This is a genomic window from Sphingopyxis sp. CCNWLW2, assembly GCF_037095755.1.
Lineage (GTDB): Bacteria > Pseudomonadota > Alphaproteobacteria > Sphingomonadales > Sphingomonadaceae > Sphingopyxis.
In genome coordinates this window covers 1,285,734-1,312,530 of sequence record NZ_JBAWKJ010000002.1, presented here as the reverse complement: position 1 = coordinate 1,312,530, position 26,797 = coordinate 1,285,734, and the positions used below count along the sequence as shown (strand labels likewise).

Genomic DNA, 26,797 nt, shown 5'->3' with positions numbered 1-26,797 from the left:
TTGCCGGGGGTGAACCTTTTTTGTTTCTTGCGTCCACCTGCGATGTGGACGGGTGCACCGGGTTGAATGCGGGGCCGATTTTACATAATATCAATCTCGCTGCCGCAAGGTTCGCGGGTCCAATCGCGGCGGGGCAGCCCCGGTCGCAACTGACAAGGAGCATGGCCCGCTTCTATCTCTTGATCAAATCGCCCGGCGCCGCGCCCGAGCGCGTCGAGCTCGACGCCGACGATCGCGACCACGCGCGCTATCTCGCCGACGGACGCAGCGGCGACGCGGACATCGAACTGTGGGATGGCGGCAACTTGCTCGCCGAAATGTCGGCGAAGGCGCCCCACCTGTGGATGGTGCCGCCATGCGGTGTCGCCTCAGTCGTTGGTCGGCGCTTCGAAAAAGCCGGGACGACCGGTGACGGGATCGCTGCGGGGCGCGGGTAGGTTTCGCATGCGCGTGCGAGCCTCAGGGCCGGGTGCCTCGGTGCAAATGTGCCACTCCATCCTCCGCGGATAGGCGCCGACGACCTCAAAATCCTCGCTCGCCGCGATGCGGCAATGGCCGGTGCCGACCGGCAGGACGAGCGCGTCGCCAGCCTGGACTTCGACCATGCGGCCTCCGGGTCCGCCGAGCATCAGCGTCGCGAAGCCCGCGAAAACGCCCAGCGCCTCGTGCGCTGTCGAATGATAATGATGATAATCGAAGATCGTGTCGCGCCACTGCGGGGGCCAGCCATGGTCGGCGAAGAGCTGCTCGAAGCGTTCGGCGGCCGTCTTGCCTTCAGCTTTGACCGCGCCGCGATATAGGAGGACGGGCAGGCGCGCGTTGTTCGGGCACCAGCCTTTTTCGTAGAGAATGAAGGTCTCGGGTTCGATCATGATGGCGCCTTTGGCTTCCGTTTCGCGGGTTCGCCAAGCTCGATCCAGACCGGCGTATGGTCGCTCGTCTTTTCCCAGCCTCGCGGGCGCAGGTCGACTTGGGCGGCCTTCAACCGTTTCTTGGCAGCCTTGTTCAGAAGCAAATGATCGATGCGGATGCCGGCGTTGCGCTCGAACGAATTCCGCCAATAATGCCAGAAGGTGTAGATCGTCTCCTTTGGGTGAAGGTGACGGATTGCATCGGTCCAGCCTTGGTCGAGCAGATGTTGATAGGCGGCCTTGGCCTCGGGCGCGAAGAGCGCGTCATTCTTCCAGCGCTCGGGCTTATAAACATCCTCGTCGGTCGGAATGACGTTGAAGTCGCCGAGCACGACGACCGGCGCTTTGAGATCGACGAGCGTTGCGAGATGGGCGTGAAGGCGCGCCATCCACGCCATCTTGTAAGCGAACTTGGGTCCGGGACGGGGATTGCCGTTGGGAAGATATAGGCCGGCGATCAGCACGCCGTCGACCGCCGCTTCGATATAGCGGCTCTGTTCGTCACTCGGATCGCCGGGCAGGCCGCGACGCGTCTCGTGGATCTCGCCGACACGGCTTAGCAGCGCGACGCCGTTCCAGCGGCTCTGGCCGTGCCAGATCGACTGATAGCCGGCGGCCTCAATCGCGGTCTCGGGAAACGCCTCTTGCGGCGCTTTTAATTCCTGTAAGACGACGATGTCGGGCTTGGCCAGCGCCAGCCATTTGAGCAACACGGGTAAGCGGCCGCCGATCCCGTTCACATTATAGGTCGCGATCTTCATCGTGCTGCCGCGATCGATCTGGCGAAGCGGTAGCTGGTTTCCGCGAAGCCCAGTTTGCGGAAGAAGCCATGCGCGCTGCGGATGTCGATGTCGCTCATCGCTTCGACGCTTTCGCATCCGGCCTTGGCCATGAGCGCGGCCGCAGCCTCGATCAGCGCGCGGCCGACACCCTCGCGGCGGTGCTTCTCGTCGACGATGATCGTCGCGATGCGGCCGGAAAGGGGGCGATGGAGGGCGGGGGTCAAGGTCCAGGCGAGGCATGCAATCGGCTTGTCCCGCTCCGCGACCAACAGGCCGTTGCCCGGCTTGCCGAACTGCATGATGCGCTCCGCGATCGCGGCGGCCTGCTTCGCCGCCCGGCTCGGGCTAGTGAGGAGTTTGGTGATCGCGGCGGTGTCCGACGGGGTGGCCTTGCGAATGCGAAGCAGCGGGGTTCGCTGCTCTTCTTCGGAGCGGCCCCTTTGCTCGGGGCGCGAGCTGGCTTGTCGGGAGGCTTCTTGTCTGGCCCAGACCCGGCTTTGGCTGAGGCAGGACGCGGCGTCGGTTCCGGCGCCTTCTGGCTCGCGGCGCGTTTGGCTTCGCGCGGCGCATTGGGCGCGACCGCCGCCGATTTTTTCCAGGTCGCGAGTTCGCCGCCGCGCAGATAGTCCTCGATCTCACTTGCGCTCGCGGTAAGCCCGTTGTCACCGACGCCGAGCAGGGGCTTGCCCTTGCCGTCGGTCAGCCCGAACTTGCCATAGTCGCCGGTTCCGGGCGTGCGCTTGCGTGACGCGACAAGACGGAAGCCGCGGTGACTTGCGGCTTCGCGAAGCGCGGTGACGGTCGGGTCGGCCATGCCGAATAGACGCGATTTCCAGCCTTTCGTTCCGCGATCGCTCCCGGTGCAACTCGCGCGGTCAGCGGACGTTGGTCGTGAAGGACATAAGGAGGTTGCCATGGCAGACGACAAGAAAAGCGTGGGCTCGCCCGATCGCGATCGGATCAGCCTCAGCGAAGATTATGAAGTGCGCGACTGGTCGGCCAGCCTTGGCGTCAGCGAGGCCGAACTGCGCGAAGCAGTCGATGCCGTCGGCAACAGTGCCGACAAGGTCCGCGACTATCTGAAGGCCAAGTGATGGCCCAGGAGCTCGATCGGGCGCTCACGTCGCCTGTCGAACGCGTGTCGCGCGCGCTCGCGGGCCATGCTCTCAGCAAGAATGCCGAAGGCGACATGGCCTCGGCGGGCGACGCGGTCGACGCGCTCTGGCCGGAATATAGCGCCGCCGCGCTCGCCGTGCTGCGGACGTTGCGCGAGCCGAGCGCGGCCATGCTCGCGGTCGGCGATGCCGATATCTGGGACCGGATGATCCACGCCGCGATCGAGGACGAGACGATCTCGGATGCATGAACGGCGGCAGCTGCCGCAGAAGGAGGTATCATGACCGACGATCGCAAAGTCCGCGACGTGCCGACCGAGAAAACCCGCAATCCCAACATACCGACCGAAAACCAGCCGAAGGGCTCGGCGCGGCGCCCGAGCGATACGTTCGATCGCGATCCGAAGCGCGATCCCGACAGCGGCGGCAGCATCCCGGCAAACTATAATCCCGAAAGCGGTACGCGCGTGGGCGAGGAACAGGACACGCGCGCCGGCCGCGAAGGCGCCGGCGGACGCTGACCGCCCGGTTTTGCGCTGCTTCCCGGCGCGGCGGCGGATCGATCAATGGGTGGCGCGCGCTGATCGGGGCCGCAACTTTCACCTGTCTCCACCGTTGCCTTCCTGTCGGCGGGGAGAGCAACATGAGGAGACTGAGATGAAACCGATCGACACCGACGCGACCCATATTCTCGCGGCCGATCATCGCACCGTCGAGAAATTGTTTGCCGAGTTCGACAAGGCGAACGGCAGCAGCGCCAAGGGCAAGCTTGCCGACCAGATCTGCACCGAACTCAAAATCCATGCGCAGATCGAGGAAGAGGTCTTCTACCCGGCGCTCAAGGGCAAGATCGACGACGACCTGCTCAAGGAAGCCTATGTCGAGCATGACGGCGCGAAGATTCTGATCAACGAGATCGTCGCATCGAGCCCCGATGACGAATTTTTCGATTCCAAGGTCACCGTGCTGAAGGAAGAGATCGAGCATCATGTGAAGGAAGAAGAGAAGCAGCACGACAACATGTTCCAGCAAGCGCGTGCCGCCGACGTCGATCTTGATGCGCTCGGCGAGAAGATGCTCGCCCGCAAGGAAGAGCTGAAGGCGCAGGCCGAAACCGCTGGGCTGCCGCCCGCCGAAACAACCACGATGTAACGCTGACATGTCGGCGCAGCGCGGCATCGCGATGCATGTGCGCCGCCTGGCGGAGGCACTCCGCGGGAGCGCGCTTCGCTGGGCGACCGCCGAAAGCTGTACGGGCGGCCAACTGGCCGCCCTTATGGCGCGAGACGTCGACCTGGGTTCGCATCTCGAGCGCGGCTTCGTCGTCTATTCGATCGATGCCAAATGCGAGCAACTGGGCGTTGACCGCTCGGACGCAGAGCGCTGCGATGCGGTCAACCGCGAGGTCGCCGAGGCCATGGCCGCTGGCGCGCTCGCGAACAGTCACGCCGATTTCGCCATTTCGCTGACCGGCTTTTGCGGCCCGCAGGAGGAAGAGGAAGAAGTTGGGCTGGTCTATCTCGCCTGCCACGCGCGTGATGGTCGGCGCTGCGGACAAGAATGTCATTTCGGCGACATCGGACGTGAAGCCGTGCTCGATCACGCCATAGTAGCGGCGCTTTCGATGATGATCGAGGCGGTCGAGGCTGAACGCGCCGCGCCTGCTTTGGCTTCGGCATGATGGCTTGGGGTCGCGTCTCGATGCGGCCTGGCCATCCTCAGCGCAGGCTGCGAAAGGTTATCGACCAGCGTGGGACGTCCATCGCGGCGATGCTATATTCCCAATCGTCGCGGACCTCGCCCTGCATATGATAGATCGAGCGAGGAAGGAGTTCGGCGGTGGCACGCTCGAACTTGCTCTCGCATCGCCGGCGGAAGCGCATCGTCGCAGGTGCGCCGAGCGAGACGCCGACGACATGTTCGAACACCGGCCGGTCCTTGTGCCAGCCGATCCCTGCGCCGATCCCATAGTGAATGACGAGAGCCTGCTCGAGCGCGGCCGGATCGATCCCTGCAAATCGGGCGGCGCGGTCGCGAATGGTGTCGAGCCATTCGGGTATAGCTTCGCCGGGGGCGAAGCGGCCGGTCTGGAAATCATAAGTCCAGCCGAACGATCGCGTCAGTCTTTTTCCTTCCCACTGCTGGAACTGGAAGGGCGTCAGCTCTGCCGCCTCGATGCGTGCGATCAGCTGGGTCTCTTCGGCGGGGGTGATGACATCGTCGCGATAGGCGAGGCCGGGAAGCAGGGCCGGACCGAAGAGGTCTGGCTGCGGCGCCCGCGCAGCGGCGCTGCGCGTCACAGCGCGAGCGAGGCTTGCGCCCGCAGCGGTTCGACAAACAAGCTGTGCCGCGGCGGCTCTGCGAACAGCTCGTCGTTCGGCAGCGTGCCGTCGAGCCAGTGCATCACATTGCGGCGCTCGACGATGACCCCGTGGCGCGACTGATAGGGTATCACATCGGCGCCCGCCGGGATCGTGAGGATGCGGTACGAGAGCGGCCAGTCGGCGAGCGGCGGATCCCAGACGGCGGCGAGATAGAAGAAATTGCCGCTGTCGAGCGTCACCCGGTATCTATGATCGCCGGTGCCCATGCGGAACTCCGATGCCGGAATCAGGCAGCGGCGGTTCGGGAAGGCGCGGCCTTCGGTGCGCACGAAGCGGTAATTGACCCCGTCCGAGAAGCGCGGATCGGAACCCCAGACCGCTTTGACCATTTCGACTTCGGCCATATTGTCCGGATTGCGGCGCACAAGCGCTGTCACGCCGCCGTCGGGGGCATCGGGATCAAAAGGCGTTGGCGCGATGGACATGGATGGAACATAATGGGAACAAAGATGAGTCGCAAGAGCGAGGGGCGCCAAGCGAATGTGCAATGATTACCGGCTGGAAGTCGACATCGCCTCGATTGCCGAAGATTTCGATGATCTGAAAATCAAGATCGACATGCCCGAGGGCGCGCCGAACGTCCCGGCGCGCGAGGATGTTCGCATCACGGATATGGCACCGATCGTGCGGAGCAGCGAGGGGGTATTGCGCGGCGAGCTCGTCAACCGGCGGTGGAGTTGGCCCGGGCCAAAGGGAAAACCGGTCTATAACTTTCGTTCGGAAGGGCGCGATTTCTCGTCGCATCGCTGTCTGGTCCTGTGCGACGGCTTCTATGAATTCACCGATCCCGCCGACAAGGCCCAGAAGCGTCTCGATAAGTGGCTCTTCACGATGAAGGATCATCGCTGGTTCTGCATGGCCGGCATCTGGCGCGAATATGAGGACGGTGAAGCCTTTACCCTGCTCACGATGGACGCCGGTCCCGACATCGCGCCCTATCATCATCGCCAGATCATTCCGCTCGCCCGCGATCAATGGGCGGCCTGGCTCGACCCGCGCGTTCCCGCCGCCGATGTCCTCAAATGGCTACCCGAGGGAAGCCTCAAGCCGACGCAGGTCTTCGGCAAACGCCCGGCACAGGGCGCGCTGGCACTATGACGGACGATTTTGACCCCGGCCGTTTCGTTGATGCGCAGGCGCAGGTCTGGCCGCGCGCGCTCGACGAAATTCGGCGCGGCGCCAAGCGCTCGCATTGGATGTGGTATATATTCCCGCAGCTCACCGGGCTCGGACGCAGCGCGATGGCCCAGCGCTACGCCATTGCCGGTCTCGACGAAGCACGCGCCTACCTCGCGCACCCCGCCCTCGGCGCTCGCTATCTCGAATGCGTCGAGGCCCTGCAGGATCTGACGGCGAGCGATCCGGTGGCCGTGTTCGGCGAAGTCGATGCGATGAAGCTGCGTTCGTCTCTGACCCTGTTCGAGGCGGTCGGCGAGCGGCCGCTGTTCACCGCCGCGCTGACGCGCTGGTTCGGCGCCGTGCGCGACGAACGGACATTAAAGCGACTCGGCGCAGCGAGGGAAGCGACCGCGCCGGAATGAAAAAGGGTCCGCCGAAGCGGACCCGAGTTGCCAGGATGAGGTAGGGGTGATTACTTTTCGGTGCCGGGCGTACCCGACTTCGGCGGCTTGCCATCCTCGATGCGCCCTTCGTTGCGAAGGTCGCGGCCTTCCTGCGCCTTGCGCTTGGATTCGGGGCTGTCGCCGTTCTCGAAGGCTTCTTCCTTCACATAGCCGGCAGCTTCCTTGATCTGACCTTTAACGCTCATTGGAACCTCCATTGAAGTGTTTCGGATTAACGGCTGGGCAGCACTGAAGTTGCCTTTATCCCTCACGGTTTATCTTCAGTTCGGCGCGCAACTTTTGCGGTTTGCCGGGGTTCCTCGGCCGCACGGGTCATGCGGAGATCGTCTGGTCTGCCGGTGCCATGTGCTATGCCAATCGCGCGCCGCGCCGATCCCCGCACCGATCCCGCGACATGTCGCCGCGGCGCGCGAATGCCCCCTTTCGATCCGCTTGGCGTCAAACCGCTTTCGTCTCGCCCTCGGGCGTGAGGATCAACGTGCGGCCTTCGACCCGCCAAGATTCGAGCTCGGACAGGAAGTTCATGCCGAGCACGTCGGTGTCGCCGAGGCCGGGCGAGATCACGACCTTCAGCTTTCGCGCGGCGATACCGCCGATCGTCAGCCGCTCGACCGTCCCGGCATCGGCGCGGACAGTGCCGTTCGCCGTCTTCATGAGCAAGGGCACAAGCGTCGCGTCGGCCTTGACGCCCGCGGCGTCGGCGGTGGCCTCGGACAAGGCGGTGACTGTCGCGCCGCTGTCGACGAGCATGCGCGTCTCGGTGCCGTTGAGCTTAACCTTCGCCCAGAAATGCCCGTCTCGTCCCATCGGGATGCGGACTTCGTCGCCGACCACCTCCTGTTTGTCGAGACCGAGGCTCGCGGTGATGCGCGACAGATTGGGATCGAAGGGCGCCTGCTGGAGCACGAGGAAGATGCCGAAGGCGAGCAACGCGAAGGAGAAGAGCGCCCGAAAGACGCGGCCGACATATGGAATCTTGAACAGAATGACGAGGATCAGCGCCGCCGTTGAGCCATCTCACGAGAATCAGAGGCCCGAGCGCCCTGCGCCGCTCGGCCCCGATCAAAATTTGATATTGCTATTTCATTATTTGAACCATTTTCGGTGCAATCGCCTTTGCTCCCTCCGCATCGGGAGATCCGCTTTCTAGATATGACGTAACGGCGCAGAAGTGCCGATTGGAGGGAGAGGGATTATGTCGATCAAGGCGATTCTCGCCGTGGGCGTATGCGGCGCAGGGCTGATTGCAGCGAGTACCATCGCGCAAGCGCAGGAGGCCGGAAATGCGCCGGCCGAGGAAGTGCGGGACGGGACCATGGAGGCGAGTTCCGCCGACGGAGAAATCGTGGTCACCGCGCGGCGCCGCGCCGAAAATCTGCAGGATGTTCCCATCTCGATCACGGCGGTGAGCGGCGATACGCTCGCGGCACAGGGCGCGGGCGACCTCAAGGACTTCTCGAAATTTGTTCCGGGCGTCGAAATCAATAACGGCCGGCCCGATGGCGGCGGAACGACGGCGCAGATATTCATTCGCGGCGTCGGACAGAACGACTTTCTGATGCCGAACGAACCCGGCGTCGGGCTCTATGTCGACGATGTTTATGTCGCGAGCTCGAGCGGAGCCCTCAATTCGCTCGGTGACACCCAGTCGGTCGAAGTTCTTCGCGGACCCCAGGGAACGCTTTACGGCAAGAACACGATCGGCGGCGCGATCCGCATCACGACGGTCAAGCCCGATTTCGAGGATTTCTCGGGCAAGCTCTCGATCACGGGCGGCTCGTACAAGCGCCTCGATATCGCGGGAAGCGCCAATATTCCCTTGGGGAATACGCTTGCGTTGCGCATCTCGGCTTCGAGCCGCAATACCGACGATCTTCAGAAACGCTATCTCGACCAGGACGGCGAGGGGCAGGGCAATATCAACCAGGACGCCGTGCGCGGCGTGCTGCGCTGGGCGCCATCGGGCGGCGTCGATATCACGCTCTCGGCGGACTATACCCGCATCCGCCAGCATATGGGTTATGGCGGCAACATCGGTTATGCGGCGGGCGCGAGCCCGCTGGTCGATGCGCTCAACGCCGAATATTATCCGACGATCAATGCGCAACTTGGCCTGCCGGCGAACTCGCAGTTCGACGGGCGCTGGGCCACGGCGCCGGGTGCCGTCGGCGCAACCGGGCCAAATGCCGACCATTATGACGTCTGGGGCGTCGCCGGGGTCGCGACCTTCGAAGTGACGCCCGATATCTCGATCAAGTCCATCACCGCCTATCGCGGCGTCAAGGGCTTTGCCGGGCGCGACGGCGACAGTTCGCCCTACGCGCTGGTCGAGACCACGAGCTATGACGACAACGGTCAATTCTCTCAGGAAATCCAGTTCAACGGCTCCTCGTTCGGCGACCGGTTCAAATGGACCGCGGGTCTCTATTACATGCATCAGGATCTCGAGAACCGGATCATCGCTAAGCTCTGGGACGGCCTGATCAACACCTCGATCCCGATCGACTTCAACGCCCGTTCGCTCGGGCGGTTGAAGGGCGACAGCTATGCGATCTTCGGTCAGGGAACGTTCGACATCACGCCCGAGCTGCATCTCACGGTCGGCGGACGGTACAGCAAGGAAAAGCGGAACTTCCGCAATCGCTGGTTCTTCCTCGAACAGCCGCGCGAATATACCTGTCCGGGCGTCGATGTGACGGGCGTCTTCATCGAGTGCAAATCCACCGACAATGTCTTCACGCCGATGGCTTCGCTGGCTTACGACATCAGCGACGACGTCATGGTCTATGCCTCCTATTCGGACGGCTTCAAGACCGGCGGCTGGACGCCGCGCCTGTTTAGTCAGCAGTCGCTGAAGCGTTATCTGCCCGAGCGCCTCAAGGCCTATGAAATCGGACTCAAGACCAACCTCTTCGACCGCCGGGCCACTTTCAATATCGACGCTTTCCAGAGTGATTATTCGAACCTCCAGCTGACATCCGTCCAGGCGGACAGCAGCGGGGCGCCGCAGCCGGTCGTCCAGAATGCCGGGTCGGCACGCATCCGCGGTATCGAGGCCGAACTCACGATCCGGCTGGATAGCGGGACGCGCGTTGCGGGAGGGCTCAGCTACCTCGATGGCGAATATCGCCAACTCGATCCCGGCGTATCCTTCCCGCTCAGCGCGAAGCTTCCCGAGACGGCGAAGATCTCGCTCAACGGATCGATCGAGCAGCATGCCGACATCGGCGGAGGCGATCTCTACCTCCGCGCCGACGTGTCCTACCGTTCGAAAACCTACAAGGATCCGAACAATGTCGAGGCGATCGCGCAGCCGGGGTATGCGGTAGTGAACGGCCGGATCGCCTACACGCTCCCGAATGAGAAGGTCACCTTTGCCGTGTTCGCGACCAACCTGTTCGACAAGAAGTACATCGTCTCGGGGCTCGATATCGCGAGTACCTTCTCGATGTACGAAGCCTATTATGGCCGTCCGCGCGAATTCGGTGCCGAAATCACCGTGAATTTCTAAGCCGCGCGCCGGGAGGGAACAGATATGACGAGCGCTCGCCAGGGGCCGCCCCTGCCATCCGAACCAGCAGGCTGGATCACCCTGTCGGATGGGGCAAGGATTGCCTATCGGACGAAAGGGACGGGGCCGGCGCTCGTCATGGTTCATGGCTGGTCGCAATCGGGAGCGATGTTCCAGCATCAGCTGGATAGCCTCTCGGATGCCTTCACCGTGATCGTGCCCGATGTTCGCGGGCACGGCCTGTCACCGGATCCGGGGAAGGGGCTCCGCATGGCGCGCCTTGCGAAGGATATCGAAGAACTTGTCGGCCAGCTCGGCCTAGCGCGCTTCAGCCTTCTCGGCTGGTCCATGGGTGCGTCGGTCCTATGGGCCTATGTCGATCTCTTCGGCACCGCGCTGGTCGACAAGTTCATTTTCGTCGATCAGCCGTCGATGCTTCTCGCCATGCCGGACATGGACGAGGACGAAGTGGCCGATTGCGGTGCTTTGTTCACCCCCGGCAGTCTCGGCGACCTGTGCGCCGCCTTGCGCTCGCCGGCAGGCGAGGAGAGCCGCGCAGGCTTCGTGCGCAGCATGGTGACGCCGGGCATTTCGCCCGAACTCTTTGACTGGATCCTGGCGGAGAATGGCAGGACGCCGAGCTCGGTCGCCGCCGGACTTCTCCTCAGCCACAGCACCAACGACTGGCGCGATACCCTGGCGCGCATTGATCGGCCGACGCTGGTGACGGGAGGCACGGTCAGTCATGTTCCGCCCCGCTCGCAGCGTTTCATCCAGAGCCGGATCGCGGGCGCGTGCTATCGTGAATTTTCGGAGGCCGAGGGAGGCGCGCATTTCCCTTTCCTCGAGGCGCCCGAAGTTTTCAGCGATGTCATCCGCGATTTCCTGAATGAGAGCGACGGCCGATGACGCTCGAATTGGCGACGTTGGTCACCGGTGCCGCGTCGGGAATTGGTCTCGCGACGGTCGAGACGCTCCTTGCGGGCGGCCACAAGGTCGTCGCGGCGGACCGTGATGGAGGTGCCCTTGCCATGCTGCGTGCGCGAGGCGAGCCGCACCTTCACTGCGAGCTACTCGATGTGACGGACGAGCTGGAAGTTGCGGCTGTCATCGATCGCGGCATCGCGGCGCTCGGGCCGATCGGCGGCGTCGTCAATTCAGCCGGAACGGGGCGCAATCTCTCGGCGATGGACACCGATGCGTCGGCGTTTCGCCAGCTACTGGAGGTCAATCTTGTCGGAAATTTCGTTGTGGCACGCGAGGCGGCCCGGCAAATGGCCGCCGGCGCCGGCGGATCGATCGTCAATATCACCTCGGTATCGGGAATTCGCGGCAACGCAGGGCGCGCCGCCTATGGCGCCTCGAAAGGTGGTCTCGATGCATTGACCCGCGTGCTGGCGGCGGAATGGGCCGACCATGCGATCCGGGTCAACGCGGTCGCTCCCGGACCGATCGAGACCCCGCTGGCGACACGGGTTCACGGAGATGCGGTTCGAGGGCAATGGACCTCGCTTGTGCCGATGCGGCGCTACGGGCTGCCGCCGGAAGTGGCCAGTGTCATCCTGTTCCTCCTGGACGGAACAAAGTCGGGCTACATGACGGGGCAGACGCTGTGCGTCGATGGCGGTTTCACGATTGCCGGTCTGCCGGCCAGCGCGCATGGCTGACGCCGGAAATTTTCCCTGTTTGCGACAAAGCGATCGGCTTGCCGGCAAGCGCGCGATCGTCTTCGGCGGCGGCGGCGGCGAGGTTGGAACCGGGGTCGGGCAGGCGGCGGCGCTTGCCTATGCCGCAGCTGGCGCTCGCGTCGCCATCGTCGACGCGCGGCGGGAAAATGCCCAGCGTACCGCCGATCGTATCGACGGTGCGCTCGCGATTACCGCGAATATCCTCGACGAAGCGTCGGTGGCGCACGCGATTGCCGAGGTATCGGGCGCTCTCGGATCGATCGATATCCTCCACAATAATGTCGGCGTGCCGATGACCGGCGAGTTCACGTCCTTTTCCGCAACCGACTGGGCGCATGGCCTTGCGGTCAATTGCATCGGCGCAGCGACCACGATGCGGATCGCGATGGAGCATCTGCTGCGCTCGCGAGGGTCGATCGTGAACGTATCGAGTATCGCCTCGATCCGTCACACCGGGATCAATTACCCCATCTACAATACGTCCAAGGCCGCACTCGACCAGCTCACCGTCTCCGTCGCGCTCGAATATGCCGCGCGGGGCGTTCGTGCCAACGCGATCCTACCCGGTCTGCTCGACACCGAAATGGGTCGCAGCCTCGCCTCGGCGGACGATGTCGCGGCGCGCGACCGCCGCAGTCCGACAGGTTCGCAGGGCAATGTCTGGGACGTCGCGCATGCTGCGGTGTTCCTCGCGTCCGAGGAAGCCCGCTATATCAACGGCCATCTGCTCGTGGTCGACGGCGGATTGTCGCGCCGGGCCTGAACGGAGCCGAATTTCGGCATCACGCAAAGGTCTCGAGGCGGTTCCCGATCAGAAGCGCGCGCTGTTCGATCTCCGCAATGGCTTCGCTGAGCAGGCCGTCGATCATCTTGACCCGGCCCTCGCCCATCCGGTCGATCAGGGCGGTGACGCTGATAACCGCGAGACCGCGCCCATGCACGTCGCGGATCGGGCGCCCGAGCCCCGCCATGCCGGCGATGATCTGTCCGGTATAAAGCGAATATCCGAGCTCGCGCGCCCGGTTGACATGCTCATAGATCTGGTCGGGCTTGACGGTCCGGAAGCGCGAAATGGCGACGGCATTATACTGGATCGCATGCCTTACCTCTTCCTCGCTCATTGTCGACAGCATCGCGACGCCCGCGGTGCTGACGCCGAGCGGGACGCTCTCGCCGACAGACAGTGTCTGCGCCCGGATCGGATAGCTTCCGATCGCGCAGTCGATGCAGACCGAGTCATATTTGTTGCGGACAGAGAGGAATACCGTGTCGCCGGTCTCGCGCGCGAGCATGGCGATAACCTCGCGGGCGTGCGACAGCAGCGAGAAACGGCGCGCGGCGATCGCACCGAGGCTGAAGAGATAGGCGCCAAGCCGGTACTTGCGGCTCTTGGGATCGTGATCGACCAGCCCGATGCGGGCCATGGACACGAGGGCGCGGTACGCCGTCGCCTTGTCGAACGTCGTCGCCTCGGCGACCTCGCGCGACGTCATGCCCCCCTCGGGACCATTCTCGAACGCGCGAAGTATGGAGCCCACCCGGTCGATCGTCTTCGATCCGCCTTCCATCTCTGCGCTCCCGGTTCAATAATTGATCTTCAGGTTTGAATATATGTTCAACATGCCGGTCGCGCTGCGCAAGCGAATTCATGCCGGCAGCCCGCTCGCCTAGCATTTCCTCCACAAGATGAAGGGAGAGATGATGATATCCACCGCGACGGGATCGATGGCGGGCCCCATGCTGGTCGTCGAGCACCCCGGTGCGCCCAACGCGGCACGCATGGTGTGGACAGCGGTTCCAGACGCGACCCGACGGTCGATCGATCTCGCCGAGGGGGAGGATATCTTCACTGCGATCCATGCCTTGCTGGACGCGGAAGGCGCGCTCGGCGGAACCTTCACGCTCCTGTCGGGAACGCTCGCGTCGTTGACGTTGATGACGGGCGGTCGCGGCAGCGACACCCCGATGACATTTCACGGCCCATTCGAAATCACCGCGCCTGCTCGGGTCGTCGGCGGGGCGGGGATTGTCGGCGTCGACGAGGACGGGCGCCGAACGACACATTGTCATGCCGTGTTCTGTGACGCTTCGCTTCAGACCGTTGGCGGACACCTGATCGCCGGCAAGGCGATCGCCGGTCCCGGGGGCATGATGCTCGACTTGACGCTGTTGAACGGCGCGCGGTTCGCGCGCCGGCATGACGACGAGACGAACTTCATCATCTTCCATCCGGAGCCGGCATGATGCACCGCATGATCATTCTCAAGCTGCAGCCCAATCAGGACGTAACCGAAGCGCTTGAAGCCGCGGTTCGCGACGCTGACATGGCCGGTGCCCGCATCCGTGGCGCGGTCGGGAGTCTCGTAGAAGCCGTACTCGAACGGGACGGCAAGCTTGTGAAGATCTCGGGGCCCGGCCTCGAGGTCGCCGGCTTGTCTGGCGAGATTGCGGCGGCGGGCGGCTCGACGTTGACAGGCTATGTCTGCCGTCCCGACACGCGCGCCGAACATGGCAGCTTCGTTCGCGGCATGAATGCCGTCGGCGTGACGTTCGAGATCGTACTGGAAGAATGCGGGTGACCGCCAGCCGAAGCCTGCTGATCGACCTTTGTGCCGTCGTCGGTCGCCGCCACCTTCTCACCCGCGATCACGACACGCTGCGCTATCGCCGCGGCTTTCGTACCCCCGCGAGTGATGTTCTTGCGGTGGCGCGGCCTGCGACGCTGGCCCAGATGTGGCGCCTGCTCCTCTTGCTGGTTCGCGCGAATGTCGCGATCATCGTCCAGGCGGCGAACACCGGTCTTACTGGTGGCTCGACGCCCGACGCGCGGATCGATCGGCCCGTGGTGATCATCAGCACGGCGCGCATTCGCGGGATCCATCTGCTCGACGACGCCCGGCAGGCGATCTCGATCGGGGGCACCAGCCTCTCCGAGCTCGAGGCCCGTCTCGCTCCGCACGATCGCGAGCCGCACTCGGTGATCGGTTCGACCTGCTTCGGCGCTTCGGTGGTGGGCGGCATCTGCAACAATTCCGGGGGGGCTCTGATCCGCCGCGGACCTGCCTATACCGAGATGGCGCTCTACGCGCGGCTGAATCAGGAAGGCCGGCTTTCGCTGGTCAACCGGCTCGGCGTCGACCTCGGCAGCGAACCGCTCGAGATGCTGGACCGCCTCGAACGCGGTGATTTCGTCACGGCCTATTCCACGGCGCGCGCCTCGGACACCGGATATGAAGCGCGCGTTCGCGCGATCGACGAGCAGGGACCGGCCCGCTTCAACGCCGATCCGCGATGCTTGCACGAGGCATCGGGAAGCGCTGGACGGATAGCCGTGTTCGCTGTCCGCACCGACACCTTTGCGCGTTCGCGGGGTGTCGCCACCTTCTATGTCGGCACCAACGATCCTGCGATGCTGACCGATCTGCGCCGTACGATGCTTGCAGCGCCGGATGCGCTGCCGATACTGGCCGAATATATCCACCGCGAGGCCTTCGATACCGCCGATCGCTACGGCCGCGACATTTTCTACGCGATCCGCGCTCTCGGGACGAAACGGCTCCCTGCGCTCTATGCGGCCAAGGCTGCGGTCGATGCGCTGGGCGGCCGTCTCGGTGTTGACGCGCTGTCTGACCGGATCCTCTACCGGCTCGGCAGACTTCTCCCGCCGCACCTGCCGCGCCGGCTTCGCCTGTGGCGCGACCGCTTCGAACACCACCTCATCCTCCGGGTCGAAGCCGATGGGGTGACAGGGACCCGATCGGCGATCGAGAAGGCTTTTGCGGCGCATGAGGGGGCCATGTTCGAATGTTCGCCCGCCGAGGCGGCGAAGGCGATGCTGCACCGCTTCGTGGTCGCGAGCGCGGCGGTGCGTCGGCTCGCCATTGACTCTGCGAGGTTTGCGGGTCTCGTCTCGCTCGACGTGGCGTTGCCGCGCAGCGCCCGGACCTGGGATGGCTCCGACGAGGCGCCCCCGCACGGATCGGTCGCGGCGCGCCTCGCCTACGGGCATTTCTTCTGCCACGTCTTTCATCTCGACTATCTGGTGGCGCGGGGTTTCGATCCGGCCACGGTCAAGGCGTCGCTCCTCGCAGGCTTCGAAACTCGCGGCGCCGAATATCCCGCCGAGCATAATGTCGGGCGTCAATATCGCGCGAAACCCGCGCTCGAAGCCTTCTATCGAAATCTCGATCCAACCAACCGTTTCAATCCCGGCATCGGATTGACCGCCGTCGGCGCCGACTGGCGCGACGCCCCGCTCTCAGGAGAAAATGCATGATCGAACCCGTCATCGTCGGCTGGGCCCATACGCCCTTCGGCCGGCTCGAGGAGCCGGACGTCGAGCATCTGCTCGCGCGCGTGTCGGCGAGCGCGCTCGATCACGCCGGCGTGCCGCCGCACGCGGTCGACGCCATCTATACCGGCGTCTTCAATGCGGGCTTCGCGCGCCAGGGTTTCGAGGCCGCGCTCGCATCGCTCGCGGTTCCCGAACTGGCCCATGTCCCGGCGACGCGCTTGGAGAATGCCTGCGCAACGGGTTCGGCTGCGCTTTATGGCGCCCTCGACTTCATTGCCAGCGGACGAGGCCGGATCGCGCTCGTCCTCGGCGCCGAGAAAATGACGGCGACGCCGACCGCCGAGGTCGGCGATATTCTGCTGTCCGCCTGCTACCGGCCCGAAGAAGCAGCGATCGAGGGCGGCTTTGCCGGTGTATTCGGCAAAATCGCGGCGGGCTATTTCGAGCGCTATGACGATCGGAGCGAGGAACTGGCGATGATCGCCGCCAAGAACCATGCCAATGGCGTCGGCAATCCTTATGCCCAAATGCGCAAGGATCTCGGCTTCGAATTCTGCAATCTGGTTTCCGAGCGCAATCCCTATGTCGCGCCGCCGCTTCGCCGCACCGACTGCTCGCTCATCTCGGATGGCGCGGCGGCGCTCGTCGTCGCCTCTGCCGACGCGGCGGCGGGACTCGCGCGCGCGATCGGATTCCGCGCTCGAGCGCATGTTAACGATCATTTTCCGCTCTCGCGGCGCGATCCCCACGCGTTCGAGGGCGCGCGCCGCGCCTGGACGACGGCGCTGTCCGACGCTGCGCTCGGCCTCGGCGATCTCGATCTTGTCGAGACCCATGACTGCTTCACCGTCGCCGAGCTTATCGAATATGAAGCCATGGGGCTCGCGGCGCCCGGCGAAGGATATCGCGTGGTACGCGATGGAACGACCGCCCGCGATGGGAGGCTTCCCGTCAATCCGTCGGGTGGGCTGAAGTCTCGCGGACACCCGATCGGCGCCACCGGCGTATCGCAGCATGTCATGGCTTGCATCCAGTTGACGGGCGAGGCCGAAGCCATGCAGGTTCCCGGCGCCAGTATCGCGGGCGTGTTCAACATGGGGGGCGCCGCGGTCACCAACTATGTGTCGGTCCTGGAGCGCAGGTCATGACGCCCGCCTCCGATCGGGTGATGAATATCGCCCATTTCCTCCGGCAGGCGGCGCGGCGCTACCCCGACCGCATTGCGATTGTCTGGGGCGACCAGAGCTGGACCTGGGCGAATGTCGATCGGCGCGTCGATGCCGCAGCCGCGATGCTGGCTGAGGTCGGCATCGGCGCCGGCGACCGCGTGCTCGTCCAGTCGCGCAACAATAATCAGCTCATCGAAACGATGTTCGCCTGTTTCCGTATCGGCGCGATATGGGTGCCGACCAATTTCCGGCAGACGCCGAAGGATGTCGCGGCTCTCGCGCGATCGAGCGGCGCGGCCGCAATGATCTGCGAAAGCATTTTTCGGGATCACGCCGCCGCTGCAGGGATCGAGAGGACGATATTCATCGGATCGGACGACCTCGACGATTATGAGGAGCGCCTCGCGCGTCACGAGGGAACGCGGATCGAAGATCTCGCCGTTCGCTATCACGATCCCTGCTGGTTCTTCTACACGTCGGGCACGACCGGAAAGCCGAAGGCGGCTGTCCTTACCCACGGCCAGCTGGCATTCGTCATCGTCAACCATCTATGCGACCTCCTGCCGGGTACCACCGAGGACGATGCATCGCTGGTCGTGGCGCCGCTGACGCATGGCGCGGGCGTTCATTTGCTGACCCAGATCGCGCGCGCCGCCAAAACGATCATTCCGGCGGGCTACAGCTTCGATCCAGCCGACGTCTGGGCGCTCGTCGAGCGCTGGCGGGTCACCAACATGTTCACGGTGCCGACGATCCTCAAGCTGCTTGTCGAGCATCCCGCCTCGTTGTCGGCAGACCATAGCTCGCTTCGTCACGTCATTTATGCGGGGGCGCCCATGTACCGGGCCGACCAGAAGCTCGCACTCGAACGCCTGGGTCCGGTCCTTGTCCAATATTTCGGGCTCGGCGAAGTCACTGGCGCGATAACGGTGCTTCCTTCCCGCGATCATTGCGCCGACGACGGGCCGGACGTCAAACTCGGCACCTGCGGGCGCGAGCGAACGGGGATGCAGGTGTCGATCCAGGATGATGCGGGCCGGTCGCTGCCAGCTGGCGAAACGGGAGAAATTTGTGTTTGCGGTCCTGCGGTCTTCGCGGGCTACCACGACAATCCGGAAGCGAATGCCGCCGCCTTTCGCGATGGTTGGTTCCGCACCGGTGATCTCGGACATCTCGACAAGGACGGCGACCTGTTCATCACGGGACGCGCGTCAGACATGTATATCTCGGGAGGATCGAATATTCATCCGCTCGAGATTGAGGAAGCGATCAGGGCTCATCCTGCAATCGCCGAGGCAGCCGTCGTTGGTGTGCCCGATCCAGTGTGGGGCGAGATCGGGGTAGCGATTTGCGTGCTTTCCCCCGAGCAATACCTCGATGCATCGACTCTATTGTCCTGGCTCCGCGATCGTATCGCGACCTACAAGCTTCCGCGGCAGGTGCGTTTTTGGTCGGAACTGCCTCGCTCGGCCTATGGAAAGGTGACCAAGGCGAACCTCAAACTGTTGCTCGCGAAGGAGCAAGGGGACGGGGTCTAGGATCTGGTACTCGGGATGTCCGGTTTTCCCGACGCGTCGCGAAAAGCGGAGAGTCAACTACCGGCCAGAATTGGCCGCGCGTCTCGGTCATGAGATGCTTCAAGGCAACTCTAGGATTGCTGACCTGGTATGCAAAAGTGGAAGGCCGATCCCGGTGCGTCAGATCCTCGGTCAATATGCTGCCATCAGAGAGATGAACGATCCGGTGAAAACCCGGCTGATCCCACGGACCTGGGACCTCGGAGGCGAACGCGACCAGCGGGCACTAGCCCGTAGCGGCCCAGGATCTTTGACAGCACATCCTAGGCGGCCACGAAATCGAAGACGTCCTGCTGCATGGCATGCGGGATCACGGCTTCGCGCGTGACCGCGATCGCGAGCGGTGAGGCGCTGTGACGATTGGTATTGGCTGACATGATGAGTTTCCTGACAATGTGATCTCGACCCGACGGTTGAGGTCAGGTCGCCGGCGGAGCAGGAGGCGGCAGGGATGCTGCCTTCCTGCTCCGACGAAACGTCAGACCTGCTGCAGAGCGGGGTAGTCAGTGTAGCCTTCAGCGCCACCGCCGGCATAGAACAGCGGAACCCGTGGTTCATTCAGCGGTGCGTTCGTTTTTAGGCGCGCAATGAGATCCGGATTGGCGAGTGCCATCGAGCCCAGCGCTTCGATGTCGGCGACACCGGCTGCTACATCGGACCCGACCTGCTCGCGCGAACGGCCCGGGCGGTTGACGATCAAGACGCCGCCGAACGCCTTGCGCATGTCGGCGAGCAGGGCCTCATTGCCGATATGGAGGACGTGAAGATAGGCAATGCCGATCTTGCCGAACTCCGCGGCCAGATAGCGGTAGAGATCGTCGTTTTCGTTCCCTTCGACGATGCCGCCTGTCGGCAGCCCGGGGGACAGCCTGATCGCCGTCTTGTCAGGCCCGATCTCAGCGACGATCGCCCGCACGACCTCGATCGCGAACCGCGCGCGGTTCTCGAGCGAGCCGCCATATTCATCGCTACGCTCATTCGCATTCGGCGCGAGGAACTGATGCACCAGATAGCCGTTCGCGCCGTGTACCTCGACGCCGTCTGCGCCCGCCTCGATCGCGCGGGCTGCACCATGCGCGAAGTCGGCGATGGTCTGCCGGACTTCGGCGGTCGTGAGCGCGCGTGGCTCAGGCACTGTCTGCATGCCTTGCGGCGTGAACATCTGCTCTCCAGGGGCGATCGCCGAGGGGGCGACCGGCTGGCGATGACGCGCGGTATTGTCCGGATGCGACCTGCGGCCGACATGCATGAGCTGGACGAAGATCCGGCCATCGGCCTTGTGAACGGCGTCGGTCACCTGGTGCCAACCGGCGACATGCGCATCGGTGTAGATGCCCGGCGTGTTCATATAGCCTTGCCCATCCTCGGAAGGCTGGGTGCCTTCGGTGATGAGCAAGCCCATCGTCGCGCGCTGGGCGTAATATTCGGGGGCGAGGTCGCCGGGCGTGCCGTCGGCTTTGGCGCGACTGCGCGTCATCGGCGCCATGGCGAGGCGATGCGGCAGTTGCAGGGTGCCAAGCTTTATGGGGGACCAGATGTCGGTCATGGGAATTCTCCTTGTTTCTATATGGTGAGGGGCGGAGGATCAGAGCTCGCCCGCGGCGAGCATTTCGCGGGTGCGCTTGAGTGTGGACAGGAGGGCAGCCTTGTAGCCTGCGTCGCTGTCGAACTGCGCTTGCTCGGCCCGTTCCTCGGTGCCGCCCGGTTCCTTGTCGCGCAGCCCGAGATAGCAGTAGAATTTCAGCTGCAGCTCGCCGGCGCCATCCTCGAACAGTTCATTGATGATCGCGCCTTCACGCGGGCCGGTCGCCTGGAAGAAGGTGACTTTGTGCTGCGGCTCAAGCGTGATGATTTCGCGGAGGTCAGCGCCGGCAATCGTCGCATCACGGACGAAGTGCGTCGGGCTTTCCTCCGTGACGTCGCAGCGAGTGCAGAGGCCCGGGGGAAGGAACAGGCGCGCGTCGCGCGCCTTGAGTTCGAGGCCCTTCCAGACCTGCTCGCGGGTGAGCCTGGTTTCGCCTTGCGGATTTACCGGTACGGTGGCGGTCGAGTAGATCATCTGGGTGCTCCTTGTCTGAGTGGATGCCTCAAATTAGCGATCCACATTCGTGCCACTAGCCACTATATCTGGACGGACAGTCTCACTGATGGAACACTTATGGACCTTCTCGCGCTCGCCGACTTCAACCTTGTCGCTCGCCATGGCGGCTTTGGAAAAGCCGCCCGAGCTGCGGGACGCCCCAAGGCGACACTGTCCCGCCGCGTGTCGGAATTGGAGGCGAGCCTCGACCTGCGCTTGTTCGAGCGCGGCGCGCGCGCGTTGAAACTGACGGAGGAGGGAAGGGCGCTTTTCGAGCGAACGGGGCAACTGCTGACCGAGCTCGATGAGACGGCCACCGCCATCGCCTCGGGGGGACACAGTCCGCGTGGCCGGTTGCGGATCAGTTCGCCTCTGCTGTTCTCGCAAATCGCGATGGGAAAACTGGCGGCCGGCTTTGCGCTCAAATATCCGGAGGTTCGGCTCGAGATCACGACCGAGGACCGGCCGGTCGACATGATCGAGGAAGCCTATGACCTAGTGATCCGCGTCAACCCGAAGCCTGATGATAGCCTTGTCGGACGCATCTTCCTGCATGATCGCCTCGTGGTCGTGGCGAGTCCCGACCTGCCGCGGCCGCAAAGTGGGTCCGCAGTCCCGGTGGTCGTGCGCGGACCGGCAGGCCCGGACGTCAGCTGGACTATGGCGACCCCGACGGGACAAGCGGAGATCGCGGTCAGCCCGGTCCTGAGCCTGTCGTCGCTCGTCATGGTGCGCGACGCGGTCCGGGCAGGAGCGGGCGCGGCACGTCTGCCCATATCCCTCGTCAGTCATGACCTGTCTGCCGGGACGATGGTCCATTGGGGCGATGTGGAAGGACCCGATATCGCGCTCTGGACGCTTTACCCGACGCGCCGGTTGCTGAGCGCCCGCGTCTCGGCGTTTCTAGATCATCTTAAAGAGGCTTTCCCGAAAGGAACGCCAGACGAACTCGCTGCATATGTCGAGAGATGAACCTCATTTGGGTTCGACGGGTGACGCCTAAAGGTAGCCGATTGCGGGGAGAGAAGCCTGACGGTGTATATGGTCAAGCATTTTGCTGACCCGGCGCCGCGACAGACGAGTAGGGGCGTTACCCGTTCATTGGCTCAGGAGCTGGCGAAATGTTCAATACCAAGATAGCTGTTTTTGCCTTTGCCGGACTACTTACAGCGTGCTCGACAACGGTGCAGGACACGCCCGCGACGAGCCTTTGCCGTTCGGATGTGGCGGCGATGCTCGTGGGCCACGCGGCGCCGGATGACGCGCAAATTAAACAGCGCACTGGCGCGAAACTAACCAGACGTATCACACCCGGTGACCCGGTTACGCACGATCTCCGGGAGAATCGTATCACGCTCGCGATCAATCCCGCTGGTAAGGTGGTGCAAGCTGTTTGTGGTTAGTAGTGCGTGAAGTAGAAAGGTCCGCTTTGCCAGATTGCCCGCGGAGAGCCGACAGTCGGCTACCGGCCACACGCTGCCTAGACGTCACGGCCAGACCTCGAGCAGTTGTTTTTTAAGAGCTTTGCCTCATGTCCCGTAATGGATTGGGTAAGGAGGCCTTATGCGGACGCTGTGTCTTGGGCTCATGGTCACGGCAATTGCTATTCCCGGCGCTATCCATGCCGCCACGCGCATTGCTCCGGTGCATCCCGAACGCGAGAAGATGTCGGAGACGCGCAGACGAGAGTCGGTGCTTGACGATCTGAACTCGATACTGACCGGGCCATCTTCCCCAACCGCGATAGCAACTAAACCATACGCCGGCTCGGTCGAGGGGCTATGCCAGCGCGACGTGGTCCAGCTCCAATATTCCAGCAGATGGGATGGCACTCGCGGGCGCCGCCTCCAGCCAATCGGAGTCAGCGTGTCAGTCCAGTATCACTACCTCGGTCCTGATGGAGACCGAAGCTGGTCGAACAGGCAGAAGTCGTGTGAGCGGTTGGCTGACCGGAAGATTTACTGGGCGTTCGGCGAAGACGACCATTATGCGGCGCGCGCGCTGGCCACGCTAAAGTCGACAGTGTCGGATGTTCGGGGCAACCAAAAATTCACCGTCGACTGCGACGGATTGAACGCCAGAGAAATCACAACTTCGTGCGCGGATATCCGACCTCGTACCTTACATGCTCGAAATGTTTCTGGAGAGCGACCGAAGCTTCGTTCGGACACGCCGGAAATAGCCGCGACGCGCCCATCTGTGCGATGTCCGCCGGCCGTCGGTGCGGTGCATTGTAGAGTGCCAGTTTCAAGTTCTCTGCGTTGGAGAATGATCTATGTCCAAGGGCGATCCGCCTGACTACACGCGCACGATCAGGCGTCACCAGCTGAAAGAGATGGTCCCGCTCGCGGACAGCACGATCTTTGAAATGGAGCGGCGCGGCGAGTTCCCGCGTCGCTACGCTTTGTCGCCGAGGACAGTGGTTTGGAATCTCGCCGAGGTCGAGGCCTGGTTGGCTGACAGGCGGGCGCGGCCGATTGTCCGAGGCCAACATGCCGATGTGCGCGAACGCCGCGCCCGTCCGGTCAAAGGCTAGGGTCGAGCTCGAGAAGCGGCGCGGTCGGTGGGAGAACGGTGGGCGCATAGCGTCGTCCGTCGATCCAGGCTTCCACGGTATTTGACCATTCCTGCATCATGTGGCGGCGCTGCTGCTCATATTCTGCCTTGTTATAGACGCCCCGCGACGAGCGTCCGTCCTCATGGGCAAGACACTTTTCAACCCAGTCGCTGTTGAACCCCAATTCGTTGAGAAGTGTCGAACCGGTTCGGCGAAGATCGTGCACGGTGAACGCAGCGAGAGGCAGTCCATCTTTCTTCGCCTGCTCGACGACCGAATAGGTGACGCGGTTGAACGTCGCTCGCGACATGGGCGCGTCTGCATCATAACGCGACGGGAGCAGATATCTTGAGCTTCCGGCGCAGGTTTTGAGGGCGATGAGGATGTCGAGCATCTGGGTGGAGAGATAGACGTTGTGCGCCCGCGATCGCTTCATGCGCTCTGCAGGTATCGACCAGACCGCATTCTCGAAGTCGACCTCGTCCCAGACTGCGTCCTGGAGTTCGCTCTTCCTCACCATCGATAGTAGGAAGAATTTCATACCGAGCCGAATCGTCGGCAAGGTCGGCACCTTTTCGATGACCTTGAACAGGACCCGGATCTCGGAAGGCGAAAGCGAGCGATCCTTCGGCACGAAGGTGGCAATCGAAGCCGGGCCAACCTCATCGGCGGGGTTGGCGACTTTCTCGCCGTGAAGGTTCGCGAACCCATAGATCTGCTTCAGAATGTCGCGCACATGGATGGCAGTCGCTGGCGCCCCCCGATCCACGATCCTGAGGCAATGGTCGCGCAAATCTCCGGGAGTGATCTCCGTCAGGAGGCGGTTCTTCCAGAAGGGCAACATTTCTCGTTCGAAGATCGAGCGTCGCATGGCTCGCGTGCTATCCGCCATTGGTGCGGACGCGAGCCACTTCTCGCCGAACTGGCCAAAGCTCTTAGCTTCTTTGATCCGACGCTTTGCCCGTTGCTTCTCCAAAGCAGGAGACTGGCCCCTTTCAATCAGTCGCTTCGCGTCGATGCATCGCTCGCGTGCCAGCGCCAGCGAGAGGCCTGACGGAGCATATCGGCCGAAGTTGACGGTCTCTCGACGCCCGTTCAATCGGTAGTCGAGGCGGAAGGAGATGGTGCCCCCACAACTGACGAGAACGTACATGCCGTCCCGGTCTGTCACCTTGTAAGGTTTCTCTTTGGGTTTCAGATGTTTGAGCTCGGAATCGGTGAGCATCGCAAGGCCTCCAGTCGTAAAACACCGTCAGCCCGAAAACGCAGTTCTCCCGTTCGAAAAAGCACTGCTTTTCCAATTGTTAGCGAACAAAAAAGACCGTCAGGGGCTGTTGTGTCCCTGACGGTATCGGCGATTTTTGAGAGAGGCAAGAGCGGCCGACGCCGTCAATGGCGCCGTCAAACGGGAAGACTACCCACCGATAGCCACCAAATGCCATCGACAGGAAAAATAAATTTTATCAAATAGTTGGAATTTGAAGTTCGATGGAAATCCGGGGCATTTTGGTGCCCCGAATCATTCCCACTCGATCGTGCCCGGCGGTTTCGACGTATAGTCGTACACCACGCGGTTGATGCCCTGGACCTCGTTGATGATGCGCGTCGCGCAGCGGCTGAGGAAGCTCGCGTCGAACGGGTAGATGTCCGCCGTCATGCCGTCGGTCGAGGTCACCGCGCGCAGCGCGCAGACATGGTCGTAAGTGCGTCCGTCCCCCATCACGCCGACGGTCTTGACGGGCAGCAACACGGCAAACGCCTGCCAGATCGCGTCATAGAGCCCCGCGTTGCGGATTTCCTCGAGATAGACCGCATCGGCCTTGCGGAGGATGTCGCAACGTTCCTTCGACACTTCGCCGGGAATGCGGATCGCGAGGCCGGGGCCGGGGAAGGGGTGGCGGCCGACGAAGATGTCGGGAAGACCCAGTTCTTTGCCGAGCAGGCGGACTTCGTCCTTGAACAATTCGCGCAGCGGCTCGACGAGCTTCATGTTCATGCGCTCGGGAAGGCCGCCGACATTGTGGTGGCTCTTGATCGTGACGCTCGGGCCGCCGGTAAAGCTGACGCTTTCGATGACGTCGGGATAAAGCGTGCCTTGAGCCAGGAAATCGGCGCCGCCGATCTTCTTCGCTTCTTCCTCGAACACGTTGATAAACTCGGCGCCGATGAACTTGCGCTTCTTTTCCGGGTCGGTGACGCCCGCGAGGCCCGCCATGAAGCGTTCCTCGGCGTCCACCACGACGAGCGGAATGTTGTAATGGTCGCGGAACAGGCGCTCGACCTGTTCGCGCTCGTTCATGCGCAGCAGGCCGTGGTCGACGAAGACGCAGGTCAGCTGCTCGCCGATCGCTTCGTGGATCAGCACCGCAGCGACCGCGCTGTCGACCCCGCCCGACAGGCCGCACAGCACGCGCTGGTCGCCGACCTGCGCGCGGATTTCGGCGATCTTGGTCGCGCGGAATTCGGCCATCGTCCATTCGCCGCTGCAGCCGCAGACGTGGCGGACGAAGTTCGCGATCAGCTTGGCGCCGTCGGGCGTGTGGACGACCTCGGGGTGGAACTGCGTGCCGTAATAGCGGCGCTCGTCGTCGGCGATGAGTGCAAAGGGGGCGCCGTCGCTGATCGCGACGATGCGGAAGCCCGGGGCGAATTGGGTGACGCGGTCGCCGTGGCTCATCCACACCTGATGGCGCTCGCCCACTTCCCACAGGCCGTCGAACAGCACGCAGGGCTCGGTGACGGTCAGGAAGGCGCGCCCGAATTCGCCGTCGCGTTCGCCATCGGCGCCGCCCGGTTCGACCTGGCCGCCAAGCTGCTGGCTCATCACCTGCTGGCCGTAGCAAATGCCAAGAATGGGGAGGCCGCTGTCGAAGATCGATTGCGGCGCGCGCGGGCTGCCGGCCGCGGGGACCGAGGCGGGCGAGCCCGACAGGATCACGCCCTTCGGCTTCATTCGTTCGAGCGCGGCCTCGGCGGCGCTGAACGGGACGATCTCGCTATACACGCCGGCTTCGCGGACGCGGCGGGCGATGAGCTGGGTCACCTGGCTGCCGAAATCGACGATCAGGATGGATTCGGGCGGTGCGGAGGAGTCTGGAGTCGGCATGGGTGGCCGATAAGGGCGAAGGCCCATGCTGTCCAGCGGT

Annotated in this window: 33 protein-coding genes; 21 read left to right on the top strand and 12 right to left on the bottom strand. The window is 63.5% G+C overall.

The window, feature by feature from the left end; all coding sequences use genetic code 11:
• Positions 1 to 161 precede the first annotated feature (161 nt).
• A complete protein-coding gene (locus V8J55_RS17485) occupies positions 162 to 437 on the top strand; it encodes a hypothetical protein (protein WP_336446856.1) in 276 nt (91 codons plus the stop codon).
• Here V8J55_RS17485 and V8J55_RS17480 read toward each other — a convergent pair.
• The 3 genes from V8J55_RS17480 to V8J55_RS17470 are packed head-to-tail and all read right to left on the bottom strand — an operon-like array spanning position 369 to position 2,058.
• Positions 369 to 872, bottom strand: coding sequence for a cupin (locus V8J55_RS17480; RefSeq protein ID WP_336446855.1), 504 nt, complete (start codon positions 870 to 872; stop codon positions 369 to 371). The genes V8J55_RS17485 and V8J55_RS17480 overlap by 69 nt on opposite strands.
• The gene (gene xth, locus V8J55_RS17475) at positions 869 to 1,672 is read right to left on the bottom strand and encodes an exodeoxyribonuclease III (protein ID WP_336446854.1); all 804 of its coding nucleotides are present in this window, start codon (positions 1,670 to 1,672) and stop codon (positions 869 to 871) included. The genes V8J55_RS17480 and xth overlap by 4 nt, the downstream gene beginning before the upstream one ends.
• A complete protein-coding gene (locus V8J55_RS17470) occupies positions 1,669 to 2,058 on the bottom strand; it encodes a GNAT family N-acetyltransferase (protein WP_336446895.1) in 390 nt (129 codons plus the stop codon). The genes xth and V8J55_RS17470 overlap by 4 nt, the downstream gene beginning before the upstream one ends.
• 549 nt (positions 2,059 to 2,607) lie before the next feature.
• Between V8J55_RS17470 and V8J55_RS17465 the strand changes: the two genes are divergently transcribed.
• The 5 genes from V8J55_RS17465 (at position 2,608) to V8J55_RS17445 (ending at position 4,489) form a co-directional block, all read left to right on the top strand.
• Positions 2,608 to 2,787 carry a DUF3606 domain-containing protein gene (locus V8J55_RS17465; RefSeq protein ID WP_336446853.1) on the top strand — a complete coding sequence of 60 codons (180 nt, stop codon included), beginning with the start codon at positions 2,608 to 2,610 and terminating at the stop codon, positions 2,785 to 2,787.
• A complete protein-coding gene (locus tag V8J55_RS17460) occupies positions 2,787 to 3,059 on the top strand; it encodes a hypothetical protein (RefSeq protein ID WP_336446852.1) in 273 nt (90 codons plus the stop codon). The genes V8J55_RS17465 and V8J55_RS17460 overlap by 1 nt, the downstream gene beginning before the upstream one ends.
• 30 nt (positions 3,060 to 3,089) lie before the next feature.
• Positions 3,090 to 3,329, top strand: a complete 240-nt coding sequence (locus V8J55_RS17455) for a hypothetical protein (RefSeq protein WP_336446851.1) — start codon at positions 3,090 to 3,092, stop codon at positions 3,327 to 3,329.
• A 136-nt stretch (positions 3,330 to 3,465) separates the two neighbouring features.
• On the top strand, positions 3,466 to 3,960 hold the full coding sequence (locus tag V8J55_RS17450; RefSeq protein ID WP_336446850.1) for a hemerythrin domain-containing protein: 495 nt from the start codon (positions 3,466 to 3,468) through the stop codon (positions 3,958 to 3,960).
• A gap of 7 nt (positions 3,961 to 3,967) precedes the next feature.
• Complete coding sequence (locus tag V8J55_RS17445; RefSeq protein ID WP_336446849.1) at positions 3,968 to 4,489, top strand: CinA family protein; 522 nt, start codon at positions 3,968 to 3,970, stop codon at positions 4,487 to 4,489.
• Between the two features lie 37 nt (positions 4,490 to 4,526).
• Here the strand turns inward: V8J55_RS17445 and V8J55_RS17440 are convergent, their stop codons facing one another.
• Both V8J55_RS17440 and V8J55_RS17435 read right to left on the bottom strand, forming a co-directional pair.
• Entirely contained in the window at positions 4,527 to 5,108 is a 582-nt protein-coding gene (locus V8J55_RS17440; RefSeq protein ID WP_336446848.1) for an alpha-ketoglutarate-dependent dioxygenase AlkB, read from the bottom strand.
• Positions 5,105 to 5,617 (bottom strand): SOS response-associated peptidase family protein, encoded by a 513-nt coding sequence (locus tag V8J55_RS17435; RefSeq protein WP_336446847.1) that lies wholly within the window; start codon positions 5,615 to 5,617, stop codon positions 5,105 to 5,107. Before V8J55_RS17435 ends, V8J55_RS17440 begins: the two co-directional genes overlap by 4 nt.
• A 55-nt stretch (positions 5,618 to 5,672) precedes the next feature.
• Here V8J55_RS17435 and V8J55_RS17430 point away from each other — a divergent pair, with 55 nt between their 5' ends.
• Positions 5,673 to 6,290, top strand: a complete 618-nt coding sequence (locus V8J55_RS17430) for an SOS response-associated peptidase (protein ID WP_336446846.1) — start codon at positions 5,673 to 5,675, stop codon at positions 6,288 to 6,290.
• Complete coding sequence (locus tag V8J55_RS17425) at positions 6,287 to 6,733, top strand: DUF1810 domain-containing protein (RefSeq protein ID WP_336446845.1); 447 nt, start codon at positions 6,287 to 6,289, stop codon at positions 6,731 to 6,733. The genes V8J55_RS17430 and V8J55_RS17425 overlap by 4 nt, the downstream gene beginning before the upstream one ends.
• Before the next feature lie 50 nt (positions 6,734 to 6,783).
• Here V8J55_RS17425 and V8J55_RS17420 read toward each other — a convergent pair whose 3' ends face one another.
• Complete coding sequence (locus tag V8J55_RS17420) at positions 6,784 to 6,960, bottom strand: hypothetical protein (protein WP_336446844.1); 177 nt, start codon at positions 6,958 to 6,960, stop codon at positions 6,784 to 6,786.
• A 253-nt stretch (positions 6,961 to 7,213) separates the two neighbouring features.
• Entirely contained in the window at positions 7,214 to 7,681 is a 468-nt protein-coding gene (locus V8J55_RS17415; RefSeq protein WP_336446843.1) for a retropepsin-like aspartic protease family protein, read from the bottom strand.
• A 289-nt stretch (positions 7,682 to 7,970) separates the two neighbouring features.
• Between V8J55_RS17415 and V8J55_RS17410 the strand changes: the two genes are divergently transcribed.
• From V8J55_RS17410 to V8J55_RS17395, 4 genes are read left to right on the top strand one after another with little or no spacing between them, the layout of a single operon-like run.
• Positions 7,971 to 10,286: a TonB-dependent receptor gene (locus V8J55_RS17410; RefSeq protein WP_336446842.1), complete on the top strand. Its 2,316-nt coding sequence runs from the start codon at positions 7,971 to 7,973 to the stop codon at positions 10,284 to 10,286.
• A 24-nt stretch (positions 10,287 to 10,310) separates the two neighbouring features.
• The gene (locus V8J55_RS17405; protein WP_336446841.1) at positions 10,311 to 11,195 is read left to right on the top strand and encodes an alpha/beta fold hydrolase; all 885 of its coding nucleotides are present in this window, start codon (positions 10,311 to 10,313) and stop codon (positions 11,193 to 11,195) included.
• An 8-nt stretch (positions 11,196 to 11,203) separates the two neighbouring features.
• Positions 11,204 to 11,953 carry an SDR family NAD(P)-dependent oxidoreductase gene (locus tag V8J55_RS17400; RefSeq protein ID WP_336446840.1) on the top strand — a complete coding sequence of 250 codons (750 nt, stop codon included), beginning with the start codon at positions 11,204 to 11,206 and terminating at the stop codon, positions 11,951 to 11,953.
• The gene (locus V8J55_RS17395; RefSeq protein ID WP_336446839.1) at positions 11,946 to 12,737 is read left to right on the top strand and encodes an SDR family NAD(P)-dependent oxidoreductase; all 792 of its coding nucleotides are present in this window, start codon (positions 11,946 to 11,948) and stop codon (positions 12,735 to 12,737) included. The genes V8J55_RS17400 and V8J55_RS17395 overlap by 8 nt, the downstream gene beginning before the upstream one ends.
• 19 nt (positions 12,738 to 12,756) lie before the next feature.
• On the opposite strand, the gene V8J55_RS17390 is transcribed toward V8J55_RS17395, so the two are convergent.
• The gene (locus V8J55_RS17390; RefSeq protein ID WP_336446838.1) at positions 12,757 to 13,542 is read right to left on the bottom strand and encodes an IclR family transcriptional regulator; all 786 of its coding nucleotides are present in this window, start codon (positions 13,540 to 13,542) and stop codon (positions 12,757 to 12,759) included.
• 133 nt (positions 13,543 to 13,675) lie between these two features.
• Between V8J55_RS17390 and V8J55_RS17385 the strand changes: the two genes are divergently transcribed.
• From V8J55_RS17385 to V8J55_RS17365, 5 genes are read left to right on the top strand one after another with little or no spacing between them, the layout of a single operon-like run.
• Entirely contained in the window at positions 13,676 to 14,218 is a 543-nt protein-coding gene (locus V8J55_RS17385; protein ID WP_336446837.1) for a PPC domain-containing DNA-binding protein, read from the top strand.
• The gene (locus V8J55_RS17380) at positions 14,218 to 14,553 is read left to right on the top strand and encodes a PCC domain-containing protein (RefSeq protein ID WP_336446836.1); all 336 of its coding nucleotides are present in this window, start codon (positions 14,218 to 14,220) and stop codon (positions 14,551 to 14,553) included. Before V8J55_RS17385 ends, V8J55_RS17380 begins: the two co-directional genes overlap by 1 nt.
• Positions 14,544 to 16,250, top strand: coding sequence for a D-lactate dehydrogenase (gene dld, locus V8J55_RS17375; RefSeq protein WP_336446835.1), 1,707 nt, complete (start codon positions 14,544 to 14,546; stop codon positions 16,248 to 16,250). Before V8J55_RS17380 ends, dld begins: the two co-directional genes overlap by 10 nt.
• Positions 16,247 to 17,416, top strand: coding sequence for an acetyl-CoA acetyltransferase (locus V8J55_RS17370; RefSeq protein ID WP_336446834.1), 1,170 nt, complete (start codon positions 16,247 to 16,249; stop codon positions 17,414 to 17,416). Before dld ends, V8J55_RS17370 begins: the two co-directional genes overlap by 4 nt.
• On the top strand, positions 17,413 to 18,975 hold the full coding sequence (locus V8J55_RS17365; RefSeq protein WP_336446833.1) for an acyl-CoA synthetase: 1,563 nt from the start codon (positions 17,413 to 17,415) through the stop codon (positions 18,973 to 18,975). Before V8J55_RS17370 ends, V8J55_RS17365 begins: the two co-directional genes overlap by 4 nt.
• Before the next feature lie 517 nt (positions 18,976 to 19,492).
• Here V8J55_RS17365 and V8J55_RS17360 read toward each other — a convergent pair.
• Positions 19,493 to 20,560, bottom strand: a complete 1,068-nt coding sequence (locus tag V8J55_RS17360; RefSeq protein WP_336446832.1) for an alkene reductase — start codon at positions 20,558 to 20,560, stop codon at positions 19,493 to 19,495.
• 39 nt (positions 20,561 to 20,599) lie between these two features.
• Entirely contained in the window at positions 20,600 to 21,073 is a 474-nt protein-coding gene (locus V8J55_RS17355; RefSeq protein WP_336446831.1) for an SRPBCC family protein, read from the bottom strand.
• A 99-nt stretch (positions 21,074 to 21,172) separates the two neighbouring features.
• Between V8J55_RS17355 and V8J55_RS17350 the strand changes: the two genes are divergently transcribed.
• The 4 genes from V8J55_RS17350 to V8J55_RS17340 all read left to right on the top strand — a co-directional run bounded on the left by V8J55_RS17350 (position 21,173) and on the right by V8J55_RS17340 (position 23,630).
• A complete protein-coding gene (locus V8J55_RS17350) occupies positions 21,173 to 22,066 on the top strand; it encodes a LysR family transcriptional regulator (protein ID WP_336446830.1) in 894 nt (297 codons plus the stop codon).
• A 149-nt stretch (positions 22,067 to 22,215) separates the two neighbouring features.
• The gene (locus V8J55_RS17345; protein ID WP_336446829.1) at positions 22,216 to 22,497 is read left to right on the top strand and encodes an I78 family peptidase inhibitor; all 282 of its coding nucleotides are present in this window, start codon (positions 22,216 to 22,218) and stop codon (positions 22,495 to 22,497) included.
• A 701-nt stretch (positions 22,498 to 23,198) separates the two neighbouring features.
• Complete coding sequence (locus V8J55_RS21700; RefSeq protein WP_443030837.1) at positions 23,199 to 23,276, top strand: DUF2274 domain-containing protein; 78 nt, start codon at positions 23,199 to 23,201, stop codon at positions 23,274 to 23,276.
• Positions 23,277 to 23,369: 93 nt separating this feature from the next.
• Positions 23,370 to 23,630 carry a helix-turn-helix transcriptional regulator gene (locus V8J55_RS17340; protein ID WP_336446828.1) on the top strand — a complete coding sequence of 87 codons (261 nt, stop codon included), beginning with the start codon at positions 23,370 to 23,372 and terminating at the stop codon, positions 23,628 to 23,630.
• Here the strand turns inward: V8J55_RS17340 and V8J55_RS17335 are convergent.
• Positions 23,620 to 24,876 carry a tyrosine-type recombinase/integrase gene (locus V8J55_RS17335; RefSeq protein WP_336446827.1) on the bottom strand — a complete coding sequence of 419 codons (1,257 nt, stop codon included), beginning with the start codon at positions 24,874 to 24,876 and terminating at the stop codon, positions 23,620 to 23,622. The two genes, V8J55_RS17340 and V8J55_RS17335, sit on opposite strands and share 11 nt — an antisense overlap.
• A gap of 294 nt (positions 24,877 to 25,170) precedes the next feature.
• A complete protein-coding gene (gene guaA / locus V8J55_RS17330) occupies positions 25,171 to 26,757 on the bottom strand; it encodes a glutamine-hydrolyzing GMP synthase (RefSeq protein WP_336446826.1) in 1,587 nt (528 codons plus the stop codon).
• Between the last annotated feature and the right edge of the window lie 40 nt (positions 26,758 to 26,797).